This window comes from Cohnella sp., from assembly GCF_041641335.1.
Classification (GTDB): Bacteria; Bacillota; Bacilli; order Paenibacillales; family Paenibacillaceae; genus Cohnella.
The window spans coordinates 43,367-62,485 of sequence record NZ_JBEPYQ010000035.1; the positions used below are offsets into that span (position 1 = coordinate 43,367).

Below are 19,119 nucleotides of genomic sequence, written 5' to 3' on the forward strand. Positions count from 1 at the left end.
GACACCTCCGGTCGCTTAGCTTAATTACTTGCGTCTCACCGCCTCGGATAACCATGGCTCGGCCGGCGTTCCGATGACGGGAGGCCGCCAGCTGTGCCCGGTTACCGTTCTCAGCAGCGCCCCTTGCATCCCGTTGAGCACCCGCACGTGCTCATGCAAAGTCGCGGGGGAGACGCCGACATGATCCGTCACGTCCGCTACGTTTTCCAGTATTTTCGCTAACGCTTCTTGGCTTCTGGAGATCGCGCCCATCAGTTGCAGCTTGATTTCCCATTCCCGATCCGGCCGGTTCATCTTTCGCGGTCTCCCATGTCGTATCCTCCGAACATGGACCCCATGCCGTCGGACTCTTCGTTATCCGGATTGAGGATCACTTTCATGTTGCGGCTTAGCCCGTTGCACAGCTTCGTCAATCCGTCCAGAACCTCGACGTTCTGCTCGTTCCACTGCATGCAGGTCGTAAGCTGGTCGTTATGCGCTTCGTACGTATCGTTCGTAATATGGGTGCAGAGCCAATTGCGGACTTTTTCGGCCTCCGCGGCCTTCGCTTCCAGAATCATGGCTACGTTCCACTGCATCTTCGCAATGGCGTCGAGCGTGAGATGATAAGCTTCCTCCCGGTTCATCTCATCTCCCCTCCTTTCTCCTCGCCGCTGCTACTCCTCGTCGCCGGAATCCCCGATCGCCTTTACGACGTTGGTTAAGCTGTCGGCGACGGCTTCCTGCAAATCCGCAAGGCTGTTCAAATAAGAAATGACGTTCTTCGTTACGTTAGACGAACTATCCAGCAACCCGTTTAAGCCGTTCAACTGAGGATGCTCATCCGGCAGCGCCTGGACGAGATGAGCCATCCGTACGGCCACATGCCGCTTGGCATCCAGTATTCTGGCCATCTGTTGATGGGATCTGGAGAGGTGGACGACGATTTCGGTCAACAGCTCCTGCATGCCAGCCATACCCTCCCTTAAGCCAAAGTGCATTCTCACGCAACCAGCACCAAACGTCTAGTTCCCTACAGCATATGCCGCCAATCAGCGCTTGCCACAGGAGCAATCGCCTACATTAGCGCGCCTTTTCGCGCGGCGAAACGCCAATAAGGCCTATCGTCCGCCACATGAAGACAGCCGACAATAAGCCTGACCGACTCTTCTCGCGAAGGCGCCGTTCATTCGCTCCTTCCCCTACAGCACTTGCTTCAGTGCAGGGGGAGCGATAATCGGCAGACCTTCCTCCGCTTCCGCCAACTGCTCCACGGAGATCGTCCGCGCCGGTTTAAGATGCAGCTGCCAGGACCTCATCACCGATGCGCTGACGATTCTCCGCGCTTTGCCGTTCTCCGCGTAGAACAGCGTCCCGTCCTCCAGCTGCGCGACGCCGGATTCCCATCCGGATGCGCCGTCCAGCCCCCGCCATCGCGCTTCCACTTCCTGAACGGAGATCGGATCGCCAAGAGGCCAGCGCTTCAGGTCGATCTGCGACAGCCTGACGGCAGGAAACGTAATCGAGCCTTCCACCAATCGTCTCTGTCCCTGCTCGACCCAGTAGTAATTCGCACCGATCCCCTGCACGACAATTCTCTCGGGGAAGAAGGAAGCCGCGTGAAGCGGAATCCCTTGCGTTAAAGCGAGTTGACTGCGAACCTGCTGAATCCATTCGTACGGGTTGCGCCATTTGTCCATGAAGTACTGCTGGTTGCGATCGTTGACCTCCTGGAACCGGTCCCCCAGCGCTTTCATGCTGACGCTCCCGAAATGATGAATAAACGTATCCTGCGCCATAACCAGGCTTTTTTCCATTAACCGTACCCGAATATTGTAGTCGTCATCCTCGAAGTTGCCGATTTCGAATCCTTCGTCGAAGTAGCCGATCGCTTCGAACAGCTCGCGCCTGAACAACAGGCAGAACCCGGTCAGACGATCCACTCTGCGCCACTTTGAAGGATTCGACTGGTTGTATTCCTTGGCAAAAGCGGGCATATCGGCAATATCCGTATAAGGGACGTCGATCTTCTGCTCGCCGCTGATATAGTTCGTCATCGGTCCGACCATGCCGATCGTTTCGTCGCTGTTCAAGCACGCCAGCAGGTTGTCGAGCCAGTTCTCCGTCACCAGCGTATCGTTGTTCAGCAGCACGATCGTGCTTCCCTTGGACATCATCATTCCGACGTTGATTGCACCTGCGAACCCGAGGTTTTTTTCCAGAACCCGGAACCGGACCTGTCCGCCCAGATCCTGCAAGTAGGCAGCCGTCCCGTCGGTCGAAGCATTATCCACGACAATGATCTCGTAGGGCAGATCCGTATGGTCGAAAATGCTCTCGATGCACGGTTTCACCAGGTTTAATTGATTATAAGTCGGGATGACGATGCTCGTTCCTTCGAATAGAATCGGATAGCTTTGCAGTCCGGACTGCACGCCTTCCCGGTATCCGTCCCCGAATCCTTCGCGGTGGCGGATTTGCCGGGCTTCGCGTTGCCGGCGGGACCTTCCGCCGGCAGCTTTCGATCCGGTACGAGAAGGCCTGCGCCGCCCTGTCCGTTTGACCTTGTTTCTCGTCGCGGCCATTCCTCTCACCTCCTGCTCCTATTGCCTTTCGGGTTGGGCAAGCCCGGCCATTCGATCGGCCAGATGCCCGAAATCGAACGTCACCTTGCCCCCCATTCCCGCCAGATGGACCGCTATCGGAATCGCGGGAATGCCGGCAGCTACGAGAGCGATATCGTAATCGTATTGCATCGCCTGGGCCACGACCCGAGGAACGTCGGCGTAGCCGTTAACCGGGGTTACCGCTCCGACCACTTCCAGCCCTTTGTCGACAAGCGCCTGCCGAAGCTGCAGCGCCACGTCCCCGATGATCAGAATTTTGCGTCCCTGGAACAGCCGGAGCAGCAAGCCCTGCTCCTCCATCGTGTAGTTCATCGTGGACGTCGTATAGCGAAGCTTGCGATAATCGATGCCATGGGCGCGCAGAACGGCGAACAGCAACGGTTGAAAATGAGGATGACGCGACATCGGGACTCCGATCAGCGTAGCCACCTTGATGCACTCCGCCAGCTCGTCGCGCGCCTGCAGATTCGGAATCGTCACGCCCGCATAAGGGAGAAAGCCTCCCGCTCGCCGGACTTCCTCCAGAGACAGAACCATTTCCTGCGCCAACGTCAGCAACTCCCCGTCTCCGAGACGAATGAAAGCGTAAGACCGCTTCTCTCTAAGCGCCGCTTCCAGCTCCTCGTAGACCGCCGAGCTATCCAACAGAGGGATGCCCCGCTTCCTGAGCGATTCGATTCCGGCATTGATCGCCTCCCTGGCCGTAATGTCCGGGATAATCATATCCGAAGGCAGATGCTCCTGCAGCATGCGCTCGCCGCCTTCGATCATCCCTTCCTGAAATCCTTGCATGTAGCTGCGCTTCAATTCTTGGGCCCCTTCGCCCGACTGTTCTAGCTGGGGATTGGGAGCGAGAGGCGTTCTGCGTTTTCTGCCGAGACGCCTTCGGCGAGATAAAGCTTTCCCCTTCCCTCCCGCAAGCTTTCGGACGTTTTTTTTGGAAGATCTCTTACCCGGCTTGGCCGTCGCAATCGACTTGACGGCTTTCGGCTTCAACGCCGGCTTGGCCGGGGGACGCGGTTTCTCCGTTTTGGGCGCGGGAGGGACGGCCGCCGGCTTAACCGGCTTGCGCAAGCTTGGCTGAATCATGAAATCGCCCCCTTTAATCTCCTTCCCGCTTCTTCCAAAGACTCGAACGTGCCCGCATCCGTCCACCAGCCGGTCAGTTCCCGATAGGTCAGCTTGCCGGTCGCGGCATAAGCGTTGTTCACGTCGGTAATTTCCAATTCCCCTCTGCGGGAAGGCTTGACTCCGTCAATCAGCTCGAATACTTCCGTATCGTAGAAGTAGAGCCCGGTTACGCAGAAATCCGACTTCGGCTGTTCGGGCTTCTCTTCGATCGTCACGATCCGTCCGCTTTCCTCATCCAGCAACGGTACCCCGTACCTGCGCGGGTCGTCGACCTTTTTCAACAGCACCATTGCTCCTTCGGACTGCCTGGCATACTGGTCGCAATATGGCTGAAGGCTTTCTTCGAACAGATTGTCTCCGAGCAGCACGACGAATTTATCCTTGCCGTTCATGACCGGCCGAGCCAATTCCAAAGCCTGAGCGATTCCTCCGGCTTCTTCCTGGACCCGATACACGATCGATACGCCCCAATCTCTTCCGCTGCCCAAAACCTCCGCAAAACTGCCGAGCGCGGACCGGTTCGTCACGATGACGATATCCCGGATGCCGGCTTCTCTCAGCTTCGTAATTCCGTGGCAAATCATAGGATACGTGCCTATAGGAAGCAAGTGTTTGTTCGTCCAGTAGGTGAGCGGCTTCAGTCGAGTTCCCGTGCCGCCCGCCAAGATGACAGCCTTCAAAAGCGATACCTCCTCATAGTAAGGGGCATAGACAGCCCTTTTTTAGACAAACGCCCGAGGATCAAGCTGCCATTTATCCATAAACCTCTTATAATTTCGTTCGACGAGCAGAGATTGCTGCAATGAGCCTTCCCTCTTAAAGCTGGCGCTTCCCTCGTGATAGATCAAAGCGTCGTGACAGACGATCAAGCCGAATCCGTGAAGCCTCGCCCGCAAGCAATAATCGTCGTCCTCGTAATGACCGGGCGAGAATCTTTCGTCCAGCAAACCGATTTTCTCCATCAGTTCCCTTCGAAAAACGAAGCACAGTCCGACAATCCGTTCGACCCGCTTCCTCTTCGCCGGATCCGGCACGTTCACGGCTTCCGCGATTCTCAGAAACTCTTCCAGATCCTCGAACGGATAATGCACCTGCTGCGAGCCGCTGGCATAGTTCGTAACGGGACCGACGATGCCGATGTCCGCGGAGCTATGCAAAGCCGACGACAGATTGGCGAGCCAATTGCGCGTCACGACCGTATCGTTGTTCAGCAGAACGATCGTGTCTCCGGAAGAGAGGCGCAGCCCTTTGTTGCAGGCAATGGGAAATCCTTCGTTGCGCGGAAGAGACACGAGCGTCAGCCTCTCCCGCAAACACCAGGCCGCCGTGTCATCCCGGGACCCGTTATCCACGACGATGATTTCATGCGGAAGATCGGTATAGCGGCGAATCGATTGCACGCATCTCTGCAGCAAGTCAAGACCGTTGTACGTCGGAATGATAATAGAAGCTTTGGTCATGTCACCCACTCTCCCAATAGGCCTCGATTGCGCGTCGAATCCGCGAAATGCATCCGATTCCCTCTGACGCCAAGCGCCTCTCTCCAGGCTTCGGCATGATCGCCGGCAACTTTCTTCCATCTCGAATCGGCATAATCCGGCAACGCCCCCCCTCGTACGAAGCCTCCCGTTCCGATTCGAAGTCCCTTCAGTATCGCTAACGCGTGCGCCTTAACCGGCACGGACAGCGCGCCTGCGCCAAGCGAGTCGAGCGCCTGCCGGGATAATGCGAACGGAAGCACGGACAGGGAATTGATCTTCAAATCCTCTCTCTTCAAGCTCGCGTTCAGAAACTCGTGCAGCCGCTCGATTGCTTTGCGGCGGCGGAACGTCCCCATTCTCGAGCCGAGATCATTCAGGACGACGTCCAGCTTGCCGTCGCACTCCCATAAGAAACGCGCAAGCTGATCGGACCCGACGGGTTGCTCCCCGTCGACGAACAGTACCGTGTCGGCTCCGGTTAGTTTAGCGCCCAGAGCCCGTCCGATATCGGGGTCCACCCGGTCCGGCAAAACGACGACGACCGCGTTGCCAAACCCTCTTGCCAGCGCGAAGAGACTTTCGGTCGGCTGTCCGGCGACGATCACGATCTCGTGCAGCGGTAAAACCTCCAGCTGGGACAGCGTCTGAAACAGCGCGGTCTCGTTCTCTCCCGCGTACACGACGGCAGACGCCTTCATCTGCAGAGGGACCGGACAGATCGCGGCGCGCACTCCCGACCCTTGCATAAACCCGGCCGCATAATGCTTGCCGCGCTGCAGCGTCAGCCGCCAATCCGCTTTTCTTCTCCCTGCGGTGTCCCGAAATCTTCGCTTCCAACTCTCGAGAACGGCTTCGCGAAGCATTTCCGGCGTGCCGGGCTGACTTCCTCGCCAAGCCGCTCCGTCGTTTGCTCCCGCGGCATAATCGGCGTACGTTCCCGTGCGCGCGGCCGGTTTCCTCCTTTTGGTGGCGCCGGTTTTCGGTCGAAGCTTCCTGCTCCGAGAGGGACGAACCGTTCGCCTGCGTGCGGAAGGACGGACGGCTCGCTTAGTAGAGCGGCGCTTTTTCTTCATCTCGCTATCTCACCATCCCTCTTTGGCGGAAGCCGTCCTCGTATCCGCCCCTGAAGTCCGTATGCTTGAGCCACCAATGGATGGCTTCCAGATGATCGCCTACGATGAGCGGCTCCAGGGAGTTCGTGCGTTCCCTTTTTAACCGCACAGGATTGAGCTTGCCGACATTGACCGGGACGACTCGTTCCACTTTAAGTCCGTGCCGGATCGCCATCGTATGCGCAAGGGGCGGAACGGACAGCGCCGAGCAGCCGAAAGCCGACAAAGCGCGGCGGCTGATCGCATGAGGAATGGCCGTCATCGAAGCCCCGGCCAGATCAGGCCGCCCAAGCAGCGTGTTAAGGGCATGTTTGGCCAGGACGACTCCGTGCACGACGGGAAGGTCGACCGGGCCGGAATAATCGTTAAGCGCTACGTCCATCCCTCTCGCCACCGCGTCGACGAACACTCTCAGCTTCGCCGCCGGAATGACCATATCCGCGTCGATGAACAGCAGAATATCTCCCATTGCTTCTCTGGCGCCGATCGATCTGCCGACATCGTGTCCTAGCGGACGGTCGTAGACGAGCACCTTGGCTCCGCTTCTTCTCGCGATGTCCAGGGAACCGTCCGTCGAACCGTTGATGACGACGATCACTTCCGTATGCGGATGCACGCGAAAAGCTTCCCTTATCACCCTCCGCAGCGTCCTCCGTTCGTTCATGACCGGCACGATGACCGAAACCTTCGGCGCCTGCCACGGGTCTCCCGTCAGATGGATCGGTTCTTGAGCGTCGAGATTCTCTTGTTCGGAAGCCGCTTGCCGGATCGGCCGTTTGCGTCCTTTACCCGCGAATTTCGGTTTGCGCATGCGGGAACTGCGTCTCCCGCCATGAATCGCCAATCCATTCACCCCCTCAGGTTCGGGCAAGGGTATACAAGACATAGTATGTGTGACAAGTTCATGTGCCTCATCAATTGGCCTACTCGTGCATACTTATGGTATTTGCCCCCTTAATTCGGCGTTGCAAAATGTAAGGAGCCAAGCGTTCGTTAACTGCCCGCGCTTGCTTGACACCGACTAAAAAAATCCCCTCACTCAACAGTGTTGAATTCACGGTAACATGAACTCTTTTTTCACTGTCTATCGTAAGGGGATAGTACCGCATGAAGCCGCCGCGACCTAGCCTAAATTAAGTCCATTCTTCTTGGCATGCTCCCCGGGTGTAACTCGCCTTTATTTCGTCACGATAAAGTTAGGGAGATTTTTTTCAAGATAATTCATTCTTTCCGAATAATCTTGTTCTGCATGAGTTTCCGAAAGGATATGGTTCGACACTAACAAGTCATAAAACGATTTCAGCATCTGGGCTGATATAGCGGAAGTAATCATCATTCTTTGACCGTCGATCAGAACGGAAGATATTTTTTCAGGCTGTACAAGTTCAATCTGTACACCGTTCCTATCGATTATGAGATACATCTCCTTTACATTTTCAAACACTAAATGTTTTACTTCTGCCCCGTTTGCCAAGCGACTCTGAACTTCTTCTATTGAATAGCCCGGATTTCCATCATTTATCAGCAGCCATTTTGCAAATTCTTTTGCATCGATTTCATCTGTATCATATTTTTTCCAAACCGCGCCATTATCTTTGCTTATCTGTATGGTGTTATCCGTCATGACACGAAGAGATATTTCTTTGTCCATATAAACTGCGCGATACTTCGAATCCATAAGGCTGTCTATCAACTTCGGTACATCATATTTCTTGTTGAATGTTAAATCGTGCGGCATTAAATCAGTAGCAGTGCCACCTTGCGATAATGCGGGCACTATTTCGGTAGTGATAGCACCTTGATATAATGCGGGTACTGCTTCGGCTGAAGGTTCGGCTATTGGATTGTCGACACCCGTAGAAGCTTCCGTTTTGTCCAATGCAGAAGTCGCAAAGATGACAACGACACTGGCTACAAGCCCAATAGCGAGCAGCCTCGTGGCGATCGTGATTTTCTTGGTTTTCATGATCGATATAATCCTTTCTTCGGTTGAGCTTTTGGAAAAGCTGCTAATCATCGGCGACAAGCCGATTTTCTTTTCTTCCAAACGTACAAGTGCTCTAGCATAAGTAGGTTTCGTGTTTTCCCCCCATTTTCGTATGACTGTTTCATCGCAGAATAGCTCGATATCGCGGTTGGCAAGGATATACATGACCCATACGAAAGGGTTGAACCAATGGACGCATACGCTAGTGGCAAGAATCCATTTGTTGAGCGTATCGAATCGCTTGATATGCGTAAATTCGTGGGTCAGGATAAGCGCAAGCTGTTTCTCATCGTCATAGTCCAAATTTTTCGGCAAGAGTACAACAGGCCGAAAAATACCGTATGTAAGCGGAGTTGAGATATGATCCAGTTGCCTGATTTGAACATCTCGCCATAACAAATTTGAATGCTGCCATTTTCTTATAAAATCGTTTCTAATAGGCACAGCCATTTTGTAGATTGTGCGATACCTTAAATGCGGAATGATAAAAAATAAAGCGCACAACGTGCAACCAACTAACCACCCCCATACAAATGGCGATATTTGTGAAGCCGTCTTCAATGGCATAATCGGCGCGGTCACAGGATCTGCAATTGGCGGCATGATTACCGTAGTTCCATTAATAGATGTTGAACTTCCTGGCGTGGAAATCAATTTCGGCGATGTAAACATTCTGCTTAAATGTTCCGCTGCCGTAAAAATACTAAATTGCGATTGAACTGAGACAGGTACAAGCAATTGAATGAGCGCAACGCCCCAAAGAAACCTAAAGGTCATTTTGGGCAGCTTGTGAATAAGCAAGGAACGTAAGAAAATAACTGCAAAAATAAAGACGGATGATGATATACTCATTTGAAGTAACGACATTCCCTCACCTCATTCCAAACTATCGATTAGACGTTTTAAACGGTTTATTTCTTCCGTCGATAACCGTTTCTGTCCCAACAATGAAGCAATCAGTCTGTCGGGGGCGCCATCATACATTTTATTTATTAATTCTGTTGTTTCGTGTTCCTGCGCTTGCTCTCGTGTAACAAGCGCATGACAGACGAAATTGGGCTCCCGTCGCTCGATTGCCCCTTTATCAAGGCATCTCTTGATGATGGTATACGTTGTTGTTTTACTCCAGCCTACTTTTTCTTTTGTAATTTCTGCAATTCTCTTTGCTGGGGTATCGCCATCTCTCCACAAGATTTCCATAATATTAAGTTCGCTATCGAATAGCTTCATAACCAAATGAATGCACCCCGTTCTCAATATTCTACTTCAGTAGAATCATATTTCTATATTCTACTACTGTAGAATCGACTTGTCCATATAGTCCTGTAATTTTCTTACACCAACTCTCTCTTCGCCATGCTGCCTATCGGCGTTGTCGTCCGTCCATACGATAAGGGCGTCGCCGTGGCGGAGGAATAAGTAAAACGGTCATTTCCCCCACAACGATAAAGTGGGAAAAATGACCGTACGGCATGACTCGAAACTATGCATTTGCTTTTTGGCCTAGCGCAATCCACTGAATGGCTCCCTGAGGTTCAGGGCCCAATCTCGTTCTGAACACAATCAGTTCCGCTTCATGAGGACGTTTGGCGGCAAGAATGCAGCTGCAAGCCGGATGATCCGACATCGCAACTAACGTGTAGGAATCATCGGAAAAAGCGATCGGAAACGGTACAATCAAACGCAGCGATTCATTTCCGCCTTGGAAGGCATAAGATCGGTTACCGAACAGCACGCCCACTCCTGGCCAGGGACCCGCCACAGGAGAAAAAGCAAGTTTCTCTTCGCTTACGCTGCCGTCCGCCAGATGTTCGCCCGTTACGCTGCCAGCTTCCAGCTTCGCCCCGCTCACGCTTCCGTCCGCCAGATGCTCGCCCGTTACGCTGCCCGCTTCCAGCTTCGCCCCGCTCACGCTGCCATCCGCCAGATGCTCGCCAGTTACGCTGCCCGCTTCCAGCTTAGCTCCGTTCACACTGCCATCCGCCAGATGCTCGCCAGTTACACTGCCCGCTTCCAGCTTAGCTCCGTTCACACTGCCATCAGCCAGATGCTCGCCAGTTACACTGCCCGCTTCCAGCTTCGCCCCGCTCACGCTTCCGTCCGCCAGGTGCTCGCTCGCCACGCTGCCTGCTTCCAACTGGCGAGGAGTATTGTCGAATGAAGCTTCCTTCGCCGTGAATTGCGTCTGCTGCAGTTGGAAGAGCCTATCCCGCACCTCGGGTGCGAGCTTCGATTCGCTGACGCTTCCGTCCGCCAAATGAGCATCCGTAACGGATTGGGGCTTGAGGTGGCTGGAGGTGATCGTCTGCTCCCCGAGATGATAACCCAGAATCGAGCGCGGAATGATGTGCGACGAGCTTACGCTCCTGGCGGCGATTTTCTCCCCGTTCACCGCTCCCGGCGCCAACTGCTCCGGTCCGATGCTGCCTTCCTGAAGCTTCCCGCTCGCGATGGATCCGTCCGCTAGCTGCTCCGTCCCTACCGAGCCGATCGCCAGCTTCTCCGCCGTTACCGCGCCAGAAGCGATCCGTTCCTCCGTAATGTCCGCCCCCGCGAATTGCAGGTATTCGAACAACGGCGGAGACAGGTTTTCCAACACAACCGCTCCCAGGCCGAGCTTAGCCGTCGTAACCGCTCCATCCGCAAGCCGTTCCGGACCGACGCTGCCGTAAGCCAGCTTCTCCGCCGTTACCGCGCCGTCCGCCAGCTTCACGGTCCCGATCGCGCCGTCCGCCAGCGATTCCGCCTGAACCGCGCCGATCGCCAGTTGCCCCGTTCCGACGCTGCCACAAGCCAGCTTCGCCGTTGTTACCTCGCCGTCCGCGAGCTTATCGCTCGTCACCGCGCCTCTGAATAGTTTCTCGGAAGTTATCGCGCCGTCCATCAATTGGCTTGTGCCCACGCTGCCTCCGGCCAGCTTATCCGTCGTCACGACCCCGTCCACCAGCTTTGCCGTCGTGACGCTGTCGTTAGCCAACCGGTTTTCCGTTACCGCTCCAACGGCCAAATGTCCGGCCTTCACGCTGCCGTATGCCAATTTCTCCGCCGTTACCGCGCCGTCCGCCAGCTTTTCGGTTCCTACCGAATCGTTCGCCAGCTTACCCGCCTGTACCGCACCGTCCGCCAGTTGTTCCGAACCGACGCTGCCGCAAGCCAACTTCTCCGTCGTCACCGCGCCGTCCGCCAACTTTCCGGTTCCTACCGAATCGTCCGCCAGCTTCCTCGTCTGCACCACACCATCCATCAGCTGTTCCGGACCGACGCTGCCGTATGCCAATTTCTCCGCCGTCACCGCGCCGTCCGCCAGCTTTCCGGTTTCTACCGCACCGTCGGCCAATGATTCCGCCTGTACCGCGCCCGCTGCCAATTGATCCGTTCCAACGCTGCCACGCGCCAGCTTCGCCGTCGTCACCGCGCCGTCTCTCAGCTTGACGGCCGTTACGCTGCCGGGACTCAAAATATCTTCCGTAACCGAATTGAGCACCAGCTGACTCGTGCCCACGCTGCTTCCCGCCAGCTTATCGGCTGTGACGATTCCATCGAGAAGCTTCGCGCCGGTTATGCTTCCATCCGCTACCGCCTCCGTGAGGACCGCGCCCTTGGCCAAATGCTGCGCGCCTATGCTGCGAAAAGCCAGCTTCTCCGACGTAATCGCGCCGTCCGCAAGCTTTTCCCCGGTGACCGCGCCGTCGGCCAAGATCTCCGAGACGACCGCGGCGTCCGCCAACTTATTCGTTCCGACGCTGCCGTAAGCCAATTTCTCCGCCGTCACCGAACCGTCGGCCAACTTCCGATCCGTCACGCTTCCTTCGGCAAGAAGTTCCGACGTAATCGCGCCGACCGCCAATTGTCCGGAGCCTACGCTCCCGTAAGCCAGCTTATCCGTCGTTACCGAGCCGGCGTGAAGCTTCTCGGCCGTTACGCTGCCGTTGGCCAGAGTGTCGGACGTTACCGCCCCCCTCGACAAATGCGACGTTCCGACGCTGTCGGAAGCCAACTTCTCGGCTGTCACCGCGCCTCCGGCCAATTTATCCGCCGTTACGCTTTCGTTCGCCAATACGTCTTCCGTGACCGCTCCGGCCGCTAATTGCTCCGTTCCGACGCTGCCGGTCGCCAGCTTATCGGTCGTCACCGCGCCTCGAAGCAGCTTCTCTTTCGTGACGCTGCCGTCTGCCAGAATCGCCGCCGTCGCCGCTCCGAGCGCGAGCTGTTTCGTCCCGACCGCGCTGTCCGCCAGCTTATCCGCCGTAATAGCTCCGTCTCTCACTTTGTCTTCCGTTACGCTGCCGGCCGCAAGCGCCAGCTCGCCGACCGCTCCTTCCGCGATCTGCCTCGACCCCACCGCGCCGTCCGCCAGCTTATCCTCCTGTACCGAGCGCAAAGCAAGCTGCTTCGCGCCGATTGCGCCGTCCGCCAGCTTCTCTCCGGTAATCGAAGCGTTGGACAATTGGTCAGCCCCTACGCTTCCGTTAGCCATTTTGTCCGCGGTTACCGCACCGTCGACCAGTTTGCCGGTTCCTACCGCGCCGTCCGCCAGCACAGCCTCCGTCACCGAGCTTTCCGCCAGCTGTTCGGTGCCCACGCTGCCGCAAGCGAGCTTCTCGGCCGTCACAGCGCCGTCGCTCAGCTTATCCGACGTGATCGCGGAATCGGCCAGCTTGTAGGTCGTGACGCTGCTTGCGGACAGTTTATCGGCCGTCACGCCTCCGTCCGCGAGCTTTAGGCTGGTGACGGAACCGTCGGCCAGCTTCTCATCCGTAATCGTCCGGTCTTTGAGGTGAACGGCGCTGACGGCATTCGGTTCCAGTCTCTCCGCATCGATGCGCCGCTCGCCGTTTTTGGCCAATTCGAGCAAATCGGGAGCCAAATGGGAGATGGACACCGTGCCCTTGCGAAGATGGAAGCCGTGTACCGCCTCGGACTTCAGATGCTTACCGCTGACGCTTTCGATTTGAAGATGCTCCGTGCCAACGCTAAGCTGAGCCAGCTTTTTGGCTGTCACACTGCCGTCCGCCAGCTTATCCGCGGTAACGGCGGCATTTTTGAGCGCTGCTTCCTTCACGCTGCCGGCGGCCAAATGCCGCTCGCCGATCGCCCCTGCGCCGATATGCGCCGACTCGACCGCATCCCGCTTCAAGTGCGCCGACATAATCGCCTGCTCCTGGATGTGGTGCTCCTTCACCGAGCCCGGCGCGATTTTCCCTCCATCCACGCTGTTCGACGCGAGCTTGCCCGGGCCGACGATGCCGTCGTTCAAATGAAATTCGCGGATGCTTCTTTCGGCCAAATGAACGCCGAGTACGGCTTGCTCCGCCAGATGGCGGCTTTCCACCGAACCCGTGGCCAGGTGCGGCGACTTGACCGAACCGTGCGAGATTTTATCCGACGTGACGGCTCCGTCTTCCAGGCTCGCGGACGAGACCGCTCCTTCGCCTAAGTGAGCTTGCTTGACGGATTTCGGCTTCAGATGCTTCGAAGCGACGGCGCCTTCGGCCAGGGCGCGCCCCGTTACGGCCCCGTCCTGCAAGGCTTTGTCGAAGACCGCGTTCTCTGACAGCTTGTCGGAGCTGACGCTGTCGTCCGCCAGTTTGGCCGACGTCACCGCCAAATCCGCGAGCTTATCCGTGGACACGCATTCCGGAGAGAGCTTCAGCGAAGTAATCAGGTGATCGGTCAGATGGTGGGAAAATATGGACCGAATTCCGAGCTGCCGCTCTCCGACGGCTCCAGGAGCGATGTTCTTTTCCGTCACGGCCTCGATTTGCAGTGAGGTCGTGCCCACCGAACCGTTCGCCAGATGCACGGCCTCCACCGCTCCGGTGCGAATATGCCTGCCGTCGACCGAATCCGTGGCCAACGCACCCCCAACTACCGACTCGTGGCCGAAATGACGCGGCTTCAGCGCTCCTGCCGCTAAGTGTTCCGACGTGACGCTTTCGCCGGCCAAATGCTCCGTTCTAACGGAGGCGGCCGACAGATGCCCGCTGCCCACGGAACGCTCGGCCAGCTTGTCGGAGGTTACGGCGCCTTCGGCCATCTGCGCCGGGCCGATCGCTCCTTCCGAGACGTGCGCGGCTTGAACGGCGTTTTTGGCGAGCTGGACCGAACCGACCGCGCCGTCGGCAAGATGCACCCTGCCAACGGATTGGGCGGCAAGTTGACGGCCGTTAACCGAGTCGTCCGCGAGATGACGCTCCTCCACCGCCCCTTCGGCCAGCTTCTCGGATACGATACCTCCTTTGGCGATATGCCGAGATTGCACCGCCTCGTCTGCGATCTTGGCGGAGACGATGCTCTGGTCCGCCACCTTCGTCGACGTTATCGCTTGATCGACGAGCTTCAGCGTCGTGACGGACTGATCCGCCAGCTTCGACGCCGTAATCGACTCGTCCTGAAGATGTTTGGCATTAACGACCTCGTCCGCGAGATGATCGGCCTTTACCGTTGCCGGCCGAAGATGCTCGGATTGTACGGACCCAAGCGCCAGCTTTCTTCCGGTCACCGAACGATCCGCCATTTCCCTTGTACCCACGGCTCCGTCTTCGAGATGCTCCGCCGCGACGGCCCGCGGAGCCAAGTGCTTTCCCTGCACGACGCCCAGTGCCACATGATCGGCAACGATAAGTCCCTCGGTCAAGTGTTGAGACTCTATCGCTCCCCTTGCCACTTTATCCTTCGTCACCGCTCCATCGCGCAGCTTCGATGTTGTCACCGATCCTTCGGCCAGCTTGGAGGTGTCTACGATTTCGTTCGCCAGATTCTCGCTGCGGATCGCTCCGCTGCGGATTTTCTCGGACGTGATGCTCTGATCCTGCAGCAATTCCGAAGTGATGACCGAGACGTTCAAATGTTTGGACTGAATCGATCCCTCGGCGATTTTATCCGAGCTGATCGTTCTGTCCGCCAGCTTCTCCGACGAGACGCTTCCGTCGCGAAGCTTCTCGCCGGTAATCGACCGGTCGCGGATTTTCTGGCCGGAGATCGAATTTTTGGTCAGATGGTCCCCGACAATCGATTCCGATGCCAGCTTGGAGGACGTAATCGAACCGTCGGCCAGCTTGATTGCCGTGACGGAGAAGTCCGCCAGCGAATCGGTCTGGACGGAATCGGCCGCAAGATGTACGGCCTTCACCGCGAACGGGGCCAGCTTCTCTCCCGTAATCGCCTCGTCTGCGACATCGTCGGTATAGACGACGGGCGCCGGGCGGGACGGCATCCTTTTCTCGTCCAACTTGGCATGCCTGGCTTCTCTCTCCGAGGCCTCCTCTTCCTCCTGTTCCCGGAGAGCCTCCTCTTTCGCCATAGCCTCGTTCATCATCGCCACCAGCTCATCCGTGGACTGGACGCTTTCCGAACGCAGGGATTCGACGACCGCCACGATATCCGGCGGCGACGCGGCTTCCGGCAATTCGATCGCCGGAAGCTGCTCGGTCGCGATGGCCGCGAGCTCATCCGTCTCTTCGGGGCTCGCCGCGGTTTCCGCCGACGGCTGAACGGCTGCGTTCGCGGCCGCAGCCGGAGCCGGGACCTCGGCAGTGCTATTTTCGGATGTTTCGCGTTTAGGCTTGTCGCCCGCTTGACTCTCCGGCGCGGCAACGGCCGATCCGTGCACGGCCATCGGCTTCGTCTTCGACTTTTGTATGTCATCCAGCCATTTCAGCTCGAGTTTGTTCGGATCGTCGACGTAGTACAGCGGCTTGCGCGACTTCGGGGAATTGCCCGTTCGTTTCTTTTTCATGTCCCTCTCCTTCCTGTTCATCGAAGTCTTCAGTATCATATGCATTCACCTATGGGCGCGTCACGAGGATGGGCGTCCGTCCAGTTCCGTCCGCACTTGATCCCCTTATTTCCGCGAGCTATCCGTTAGGTTATAATGAAGAAACAATCGCAACCTGCCGCAAGGGAGATTACTATGGATAAAATCGCGCTCGAACGGTCGGAGGAATGCGCCCATTCCGAACTTCCGCTGCATGACGTCAAGCGACTCATGATTACCGAAGATTCCGCCAACCGCTTGGCCGAGCTGTTCAAAGCTCTGGGCGACCCGACCCGAATCAAGCTGATCGGCGCCCTGCTGCACCGGGAGCTGTGCGTGCACGATCTGGCAACGCTGTTGGACATGGGGCAGTCCGCGGTATCCCACCAGCTCAGGTATTTGCGCAACATGCGTATGGTCAAGCGGCGCAAAAGCGGCAAAACCGTCTTCTATTCGCTCGACGACTCCCACATCGAACAGATCTTTCTGCAGACGTTGCAGCATCTGGAACACGAGTAACCACTCGATCGCCAAAGAGGCGCACGATTCCCGCAAGGGGACTCATGCGCCTCTTCTCACTCCCGCTGGAAATCGAGCCAGCGTTCCGCCGTATGCCGCCATTGAAAATCCTTCAGTACCCGTTCCCTGCCCCGATAGCCCATCTCCTGGCGCGCCTCTCCGTTCGCCAGCAGATAGCCGATTTTTCCCGCCAGTTCCGACGTGATCGCTACGGAATCCGTGGATACGAGAAACCCGGTATGTCCGTCCACGACGATTTCCTTCATCCCGCCCGCCCGGGTAGCAACGACCGGAAGCTCCGCGGCCATCGCCTCCAGATTGACGAGCCCGAACGCCTCCCGTCCGACGGACGGAACGACGGCGACGTCGGCCATCGCGAACCAGCGGGGAATATCGTGATGGGATACGTAGGGTTGAAAATGAACGTGCCCTTTCAACCGCGCCGCCAATTGGTGCAGCCGTCTCACGTGTCCCGTCTCTCGGTGCGAGCCGTATCTCGCGCTGCCGACGACGACGATCAGCGCATCGGGCACCATCGATAAGATGGAAGGGATAGCGGCGAGCAAATATTTTACCCCTTTCTGGGGAACGAGACGGCCGACGTAGATGGCGATGGGGCGGTTGCCCCATCCGTGGCGGAACCGCATTTCCTGACGCATGGCCGCGCCCTCCGGCGTCGATCTGCCGTGAAATCTCGACAGGTCCACCCCAAGAGGGTTCACGCGGATTTTATCGGACACCCGCGGAACTTGCGCCTGAACGTAAGAACGCAGAAACTCGCTGTTCACTTGAATGCGGTCGGCCGCCTGCAAACATATTTTTCGCTTGGAAGGGGTCAAATACGGGGCGTTAATGAACGTAGTGGAATGCAAATTGAGCCAGATCCGGCTGCGCGGAAACAACCGCTTCAGCCTGGGCACCCACAGGGGACGATTCTCCACCTGAATAACGTCCGGCTTCGATCGGACCAGCCTGGCGCATACGCTTTTAAAATAGTCTCCCTTGTCCGCGGCTGGGAATCTTTCCACCTTCACGCCGTGCAAGCTCCCTCTGGCAGGCAATCTTTTCCCTTTTCTGCCGTAGATCGTAGCGTCGACGTGGGGCAGCAGCTCGGGAACGACCTTCTCGACTACGCGCTCGACGGATCCTCCCATCGCGGAGGGAACCGGGAAGGCTCCCGGAGTAATGAATGCGGCTTTCAGCATCGTCCCAACTCCCTCGCCTGCCTTCTAGGGCGTGTATGCATACTCCGAGGAAAGCAGATATTGCCGAATTTTCGTTCCATGCAAGGAACTTTTGTGAAGGCGTACCGGAGGTACGTCAAGCAAAAGTGACGCAGCAGGGGGCGAAAAGGCGGTGATAGATGCCTCTGAGCGGGTTTGCATACACGCCCTAGGCCATCGCTCCAGCATATACGACGGCCCGGAGAATGGTTACGGCGTCTACCCCGACGCCAGACAAAGGGGCTATTGCACTTTATTCGGCGTTATGTCACAATTCTCGGGAACGAATCTATCGATAAAGGAGTGCTCGGCCACATGACTCGTTGGCTGCTGCGCATGATGACAGAGCTGTCCTCGCGCAAGTTCATATCCCGAATGACAGGGCGCTTCGCCAAATCTTCCTTCAGCCGGCGCATGATTCCCCGTTTTGCGGCGATATACCATATTCCGATCGAAGAAGCGGAGAAGGAGATCGGGGAATACCTCTCGCTGAACGATTTCTTTACGCGCAGGCTCAAGCCCGGCCGCCGGCCCGTGGATTCGGCTTCCGATGCGCTGACCAGTCCGGTCGACGCGCTCATCACCGGATGCGGAGTCATCGAAGACGGCATGATGCTTAAAATCAAAGGACAAGACTATACGGTCGAGGAACTGCTTAACGGCTCTCCGAGAATCGCCCAATACCGGCACGGCTACTTCTGGGTGCTCTATCTAAGTCCCACGGACTACCATCGCATCCACTCTCCTTGCGACGGACAGATCGTCGAGAGCGAGCACATCGCAGGCAAAGTGTATCCTGTCAACGAATTCGGGCTGACCTCGATGCGCCGCGTGCTGTCGCGCAACGAACGCCTCGTCTCCTACATCAGCCACGAGGGCGGGGAAGTCGCCGTCGTCAAAGTAGGCGCGATGAACGTCAGCAGCATCCGCTACGTCGAACCGAAGCCCGACCGTCTCCGCCGAGGAGACGAGCTCGCCTATTTCGAATTCGGCTCCACCATCGTTCTGTTAACCGAAGACGCCACGCTGAAGCCCCGCGAGGATTTGACGCTCGGCTCGAAAGTCCGCATGGGCGAACGGCTCGGGACGTTGATTCCGAAAGCATGAACCGGCATGCCCGCCGGAAAAGCCCGTCCACGGCCGTTAATTGCGGCAATGGACGGGCTTTTCTCATGAATAGCAAACTCTACCGAATTTCCGAAGGACTCTTGCCTGTATACTGCTTAAATTGCCGGCTGAAGAAGAAAATATCGCGGTAGCCGAGCGCGTCGGCGACCTCGGTCACGTTCATGCCCGCGTGCAGC

At 57.0% G+C, this 19,119-nt stretch carries 16 protein-coding genes; 2 read left to right on the forward strand and 14 right to left on the reverse strand.

Features of this window, described 5'->3' with window-relative positions:
* Positions 1-24 precede the first annotated feature (24 nt).
* From ACESLM_RS13650 to ACESLM_RS13705, 12 genes are all read right to left on the reverse strand, one after another.
* Complete coding sequence (locus ACESLM_RS13650; RefSeq protein WP_094050286.1) at positions 25-294, reverse strand: hypothetical protein; 270 nt, start codon at positions 292-294, stop codon at positions 25-27.
* On the reverse strand, positions 291-626 hold the full coding sequence (locus ACESLM_RS13655; protein WP_372632115.1) for an alpha-helical endospore appendage domain-containing protein: 336 nt from the start codon (positions 624-626) through the stop codon (positions 291-293). The genes ACESLM_RS13650 and ACESLM_RS13655 overlap by 4 nt, the downstream gene beginning before the upstream one ends.
* A 30-nt stretch (positions 627-656) precedes the next feature.
* The gene (locus ACESLM_RS13660) at positions 657-947 is read right to left on the reverse strand and encodes a nucleoside-diphosphate sugar epimerase (RefSeq protein WP_094050284.1); all 291 of its coding nucleotides are present in this window, start codon (positions 945-947) and stop codon (positions 657-659) included.
* 234 nt (positions 948-1,181) lie between these two features.
* Positions 1,182-2,564 carry a glycosyltransferase family 2 protein gene (locus ACESLM_RS13665; RefSeq protein WP_372632117.1) on the reverse strand — a complete coding sequence of 461 codons (1,383 nt, stop codon included), beginning with the start codon at positions 2,562-2,564 and terminating at the stop codon, positions 1,182-1,184.
* Between the two features lie 18 nt (positions 2,565-2,582).
* Positions 2,583-3,695 (reverse strand): GT-D fold domain-containing protein, encoded by a 1,113-nt coding sequence (locus tag ACESLM_RS13670; protein ID WP_372632119.1) that lies wholly within the window; start codon positions 3,693-3,695, stop codon positions 2,583-2,585.
* On the reverse strand, positions 3,692-4,417 hold the full coding sequence (locus ACESLM_RS13675) for a sugar phosphate nucleotidyltransferase (RefSeq protein ID WP_372632120.1): 726 nt from the start codon (positions 4,415-4,417) through the stop codon (positions 3,692-3,694). Before ACESLM_RS13675 ends, ACESLM_RS13670 begins: the two co-directional genes overlap by 4 nt.
* A gap of 42 nt (positions 4,418-4,459) precedes the next feature.
* The gene (locus ACESLM_RS13680) at positions 4,460-5,197 is read right to left on the reverse strand and encodes a glycosyltransferase family 2 protein (RefSeq protein ID WP_372632122.1); all 738 of its coding nucleotides are present in this window, start codon (positions 5,195-5,197) and stop codon (positions 4,460-4,462) included.
* Positions 5,194-6,291, reverse strand: coding sequence for a hypothetical protein (locus ACESLM_RS13685; RefSeq protein WP_372632123.1), 1,098 nt, complete (start codon positions 6,289-6,291; stop codon positions 5,194-5,196). The genes ACESLM_RS13680 and ACESLM_RS13685 overlap by 4 nt, the downstream gene beginning before the upstream one ends.
* Positions 6,292-6,295: 4 nt before the next feature.
* Complete coding sequence (locus tag ACESLM_RS13690; RefSeq protein ID WP_372632124.1) at positions 6,296-7,141, reverse strand: glycosyltransferase family 2 protein; 846 nt, start codon at positions 7,139-7,141, stop codon at positions 6,296-6,298.
* 366 nt (positions 7,142-7,507) lie between these two features.
* Positions 7,508-9,184, reverse strand: a complete 1,677-nt coding sequence (locus tag ACESLM_RS13695) for a M56 family metallopeptidase (RefSeq protein ID WP_372632126.1) — start codon at positions 9,182-9,184, stop codon at positions 7,508-7,510.
* Positions 9,185-9,193: 9 nt separating this feature from the next.
* Positions 9,194-9,547: a BlaI/MecI/CopY family transcriptional regulator gene (locus ACESLM_RS13700; protein ID WP_372632127.1), complete on the reverse strand. Its 354-nt coding sequence runs from the start codon at positions 9,545-9,547 to the stop codon at positions 9,194-9,196.
* A gap of 253 nt (positions 9,548-9,800) precedes the next feature.
* Positions 9,801-16,055, reverse strand: coding sequence for a WIAG-tail domain (locus ACESLM_RS13705; RefSeq protein ID WP_372632128.1), 6,255 nt, complete (start codon positions 16,053-16,055; stop codon positions 9,801-9,803).
* A gap of 174 nt (positions 16,056-16,229) precedes the next feature.
* On the opposite strand from ACESLM_RS13705, the gene ACESLM_RS13710 reads away from it, so the two are divergent.
* A complete protein-coding gene (locus ACESLM_RS13710; RefSeq protein ID WP_372632130.1) occupies positions 16,230-16,592 on the forward strand; it encodes an ArsR/SmtB family transcription factor in 363 nt (120 codons plus the stop codon).
* Positions 16,593-16,648: 56 nt separating this feature from the next.
* Here the strand turns inward: ACESLM_RS13710 and ACESLM_RS13715 are convergent, their stop codons facing one another.
* Entirely contained in the window at positions 16,649-17,797 is a 1,149-nt protein-coding gene (locus ACESLM_RS13715) for a glycosyltransferase family 4 protein (protein WP_372632131.1), read from the reverse strand.
* Positions 17,798-18,130: 333 nt separating this feature from the next.
* On the opposite strand from ACESLM_RS13715, the gene asd reads away from it, so the two are divergent.
* Positions 18,131-18,922, forward strand: coding sequence for an archaetidylserine decarboxylase (gene asd / locus ACESLM_RS13720; RefSeq protein WP_372632132.1), 792 nt, complete (start codon positions 18,131-18,133; stop codon positions 18,920-18,922).
* A gap of 79 nt (positions 18,923-19,001) precedes the next feature.
* Here asd and ACESLM_RS13725 read toward each other — a convergent pair.
* The coding region (locus tag ACESLM_RS13725; protein WP_372632134.1) for an AraC family transcriptional regulator at positions 19,002-19,119 on the reverse strand (118 nt) is incomplete at its 5' end.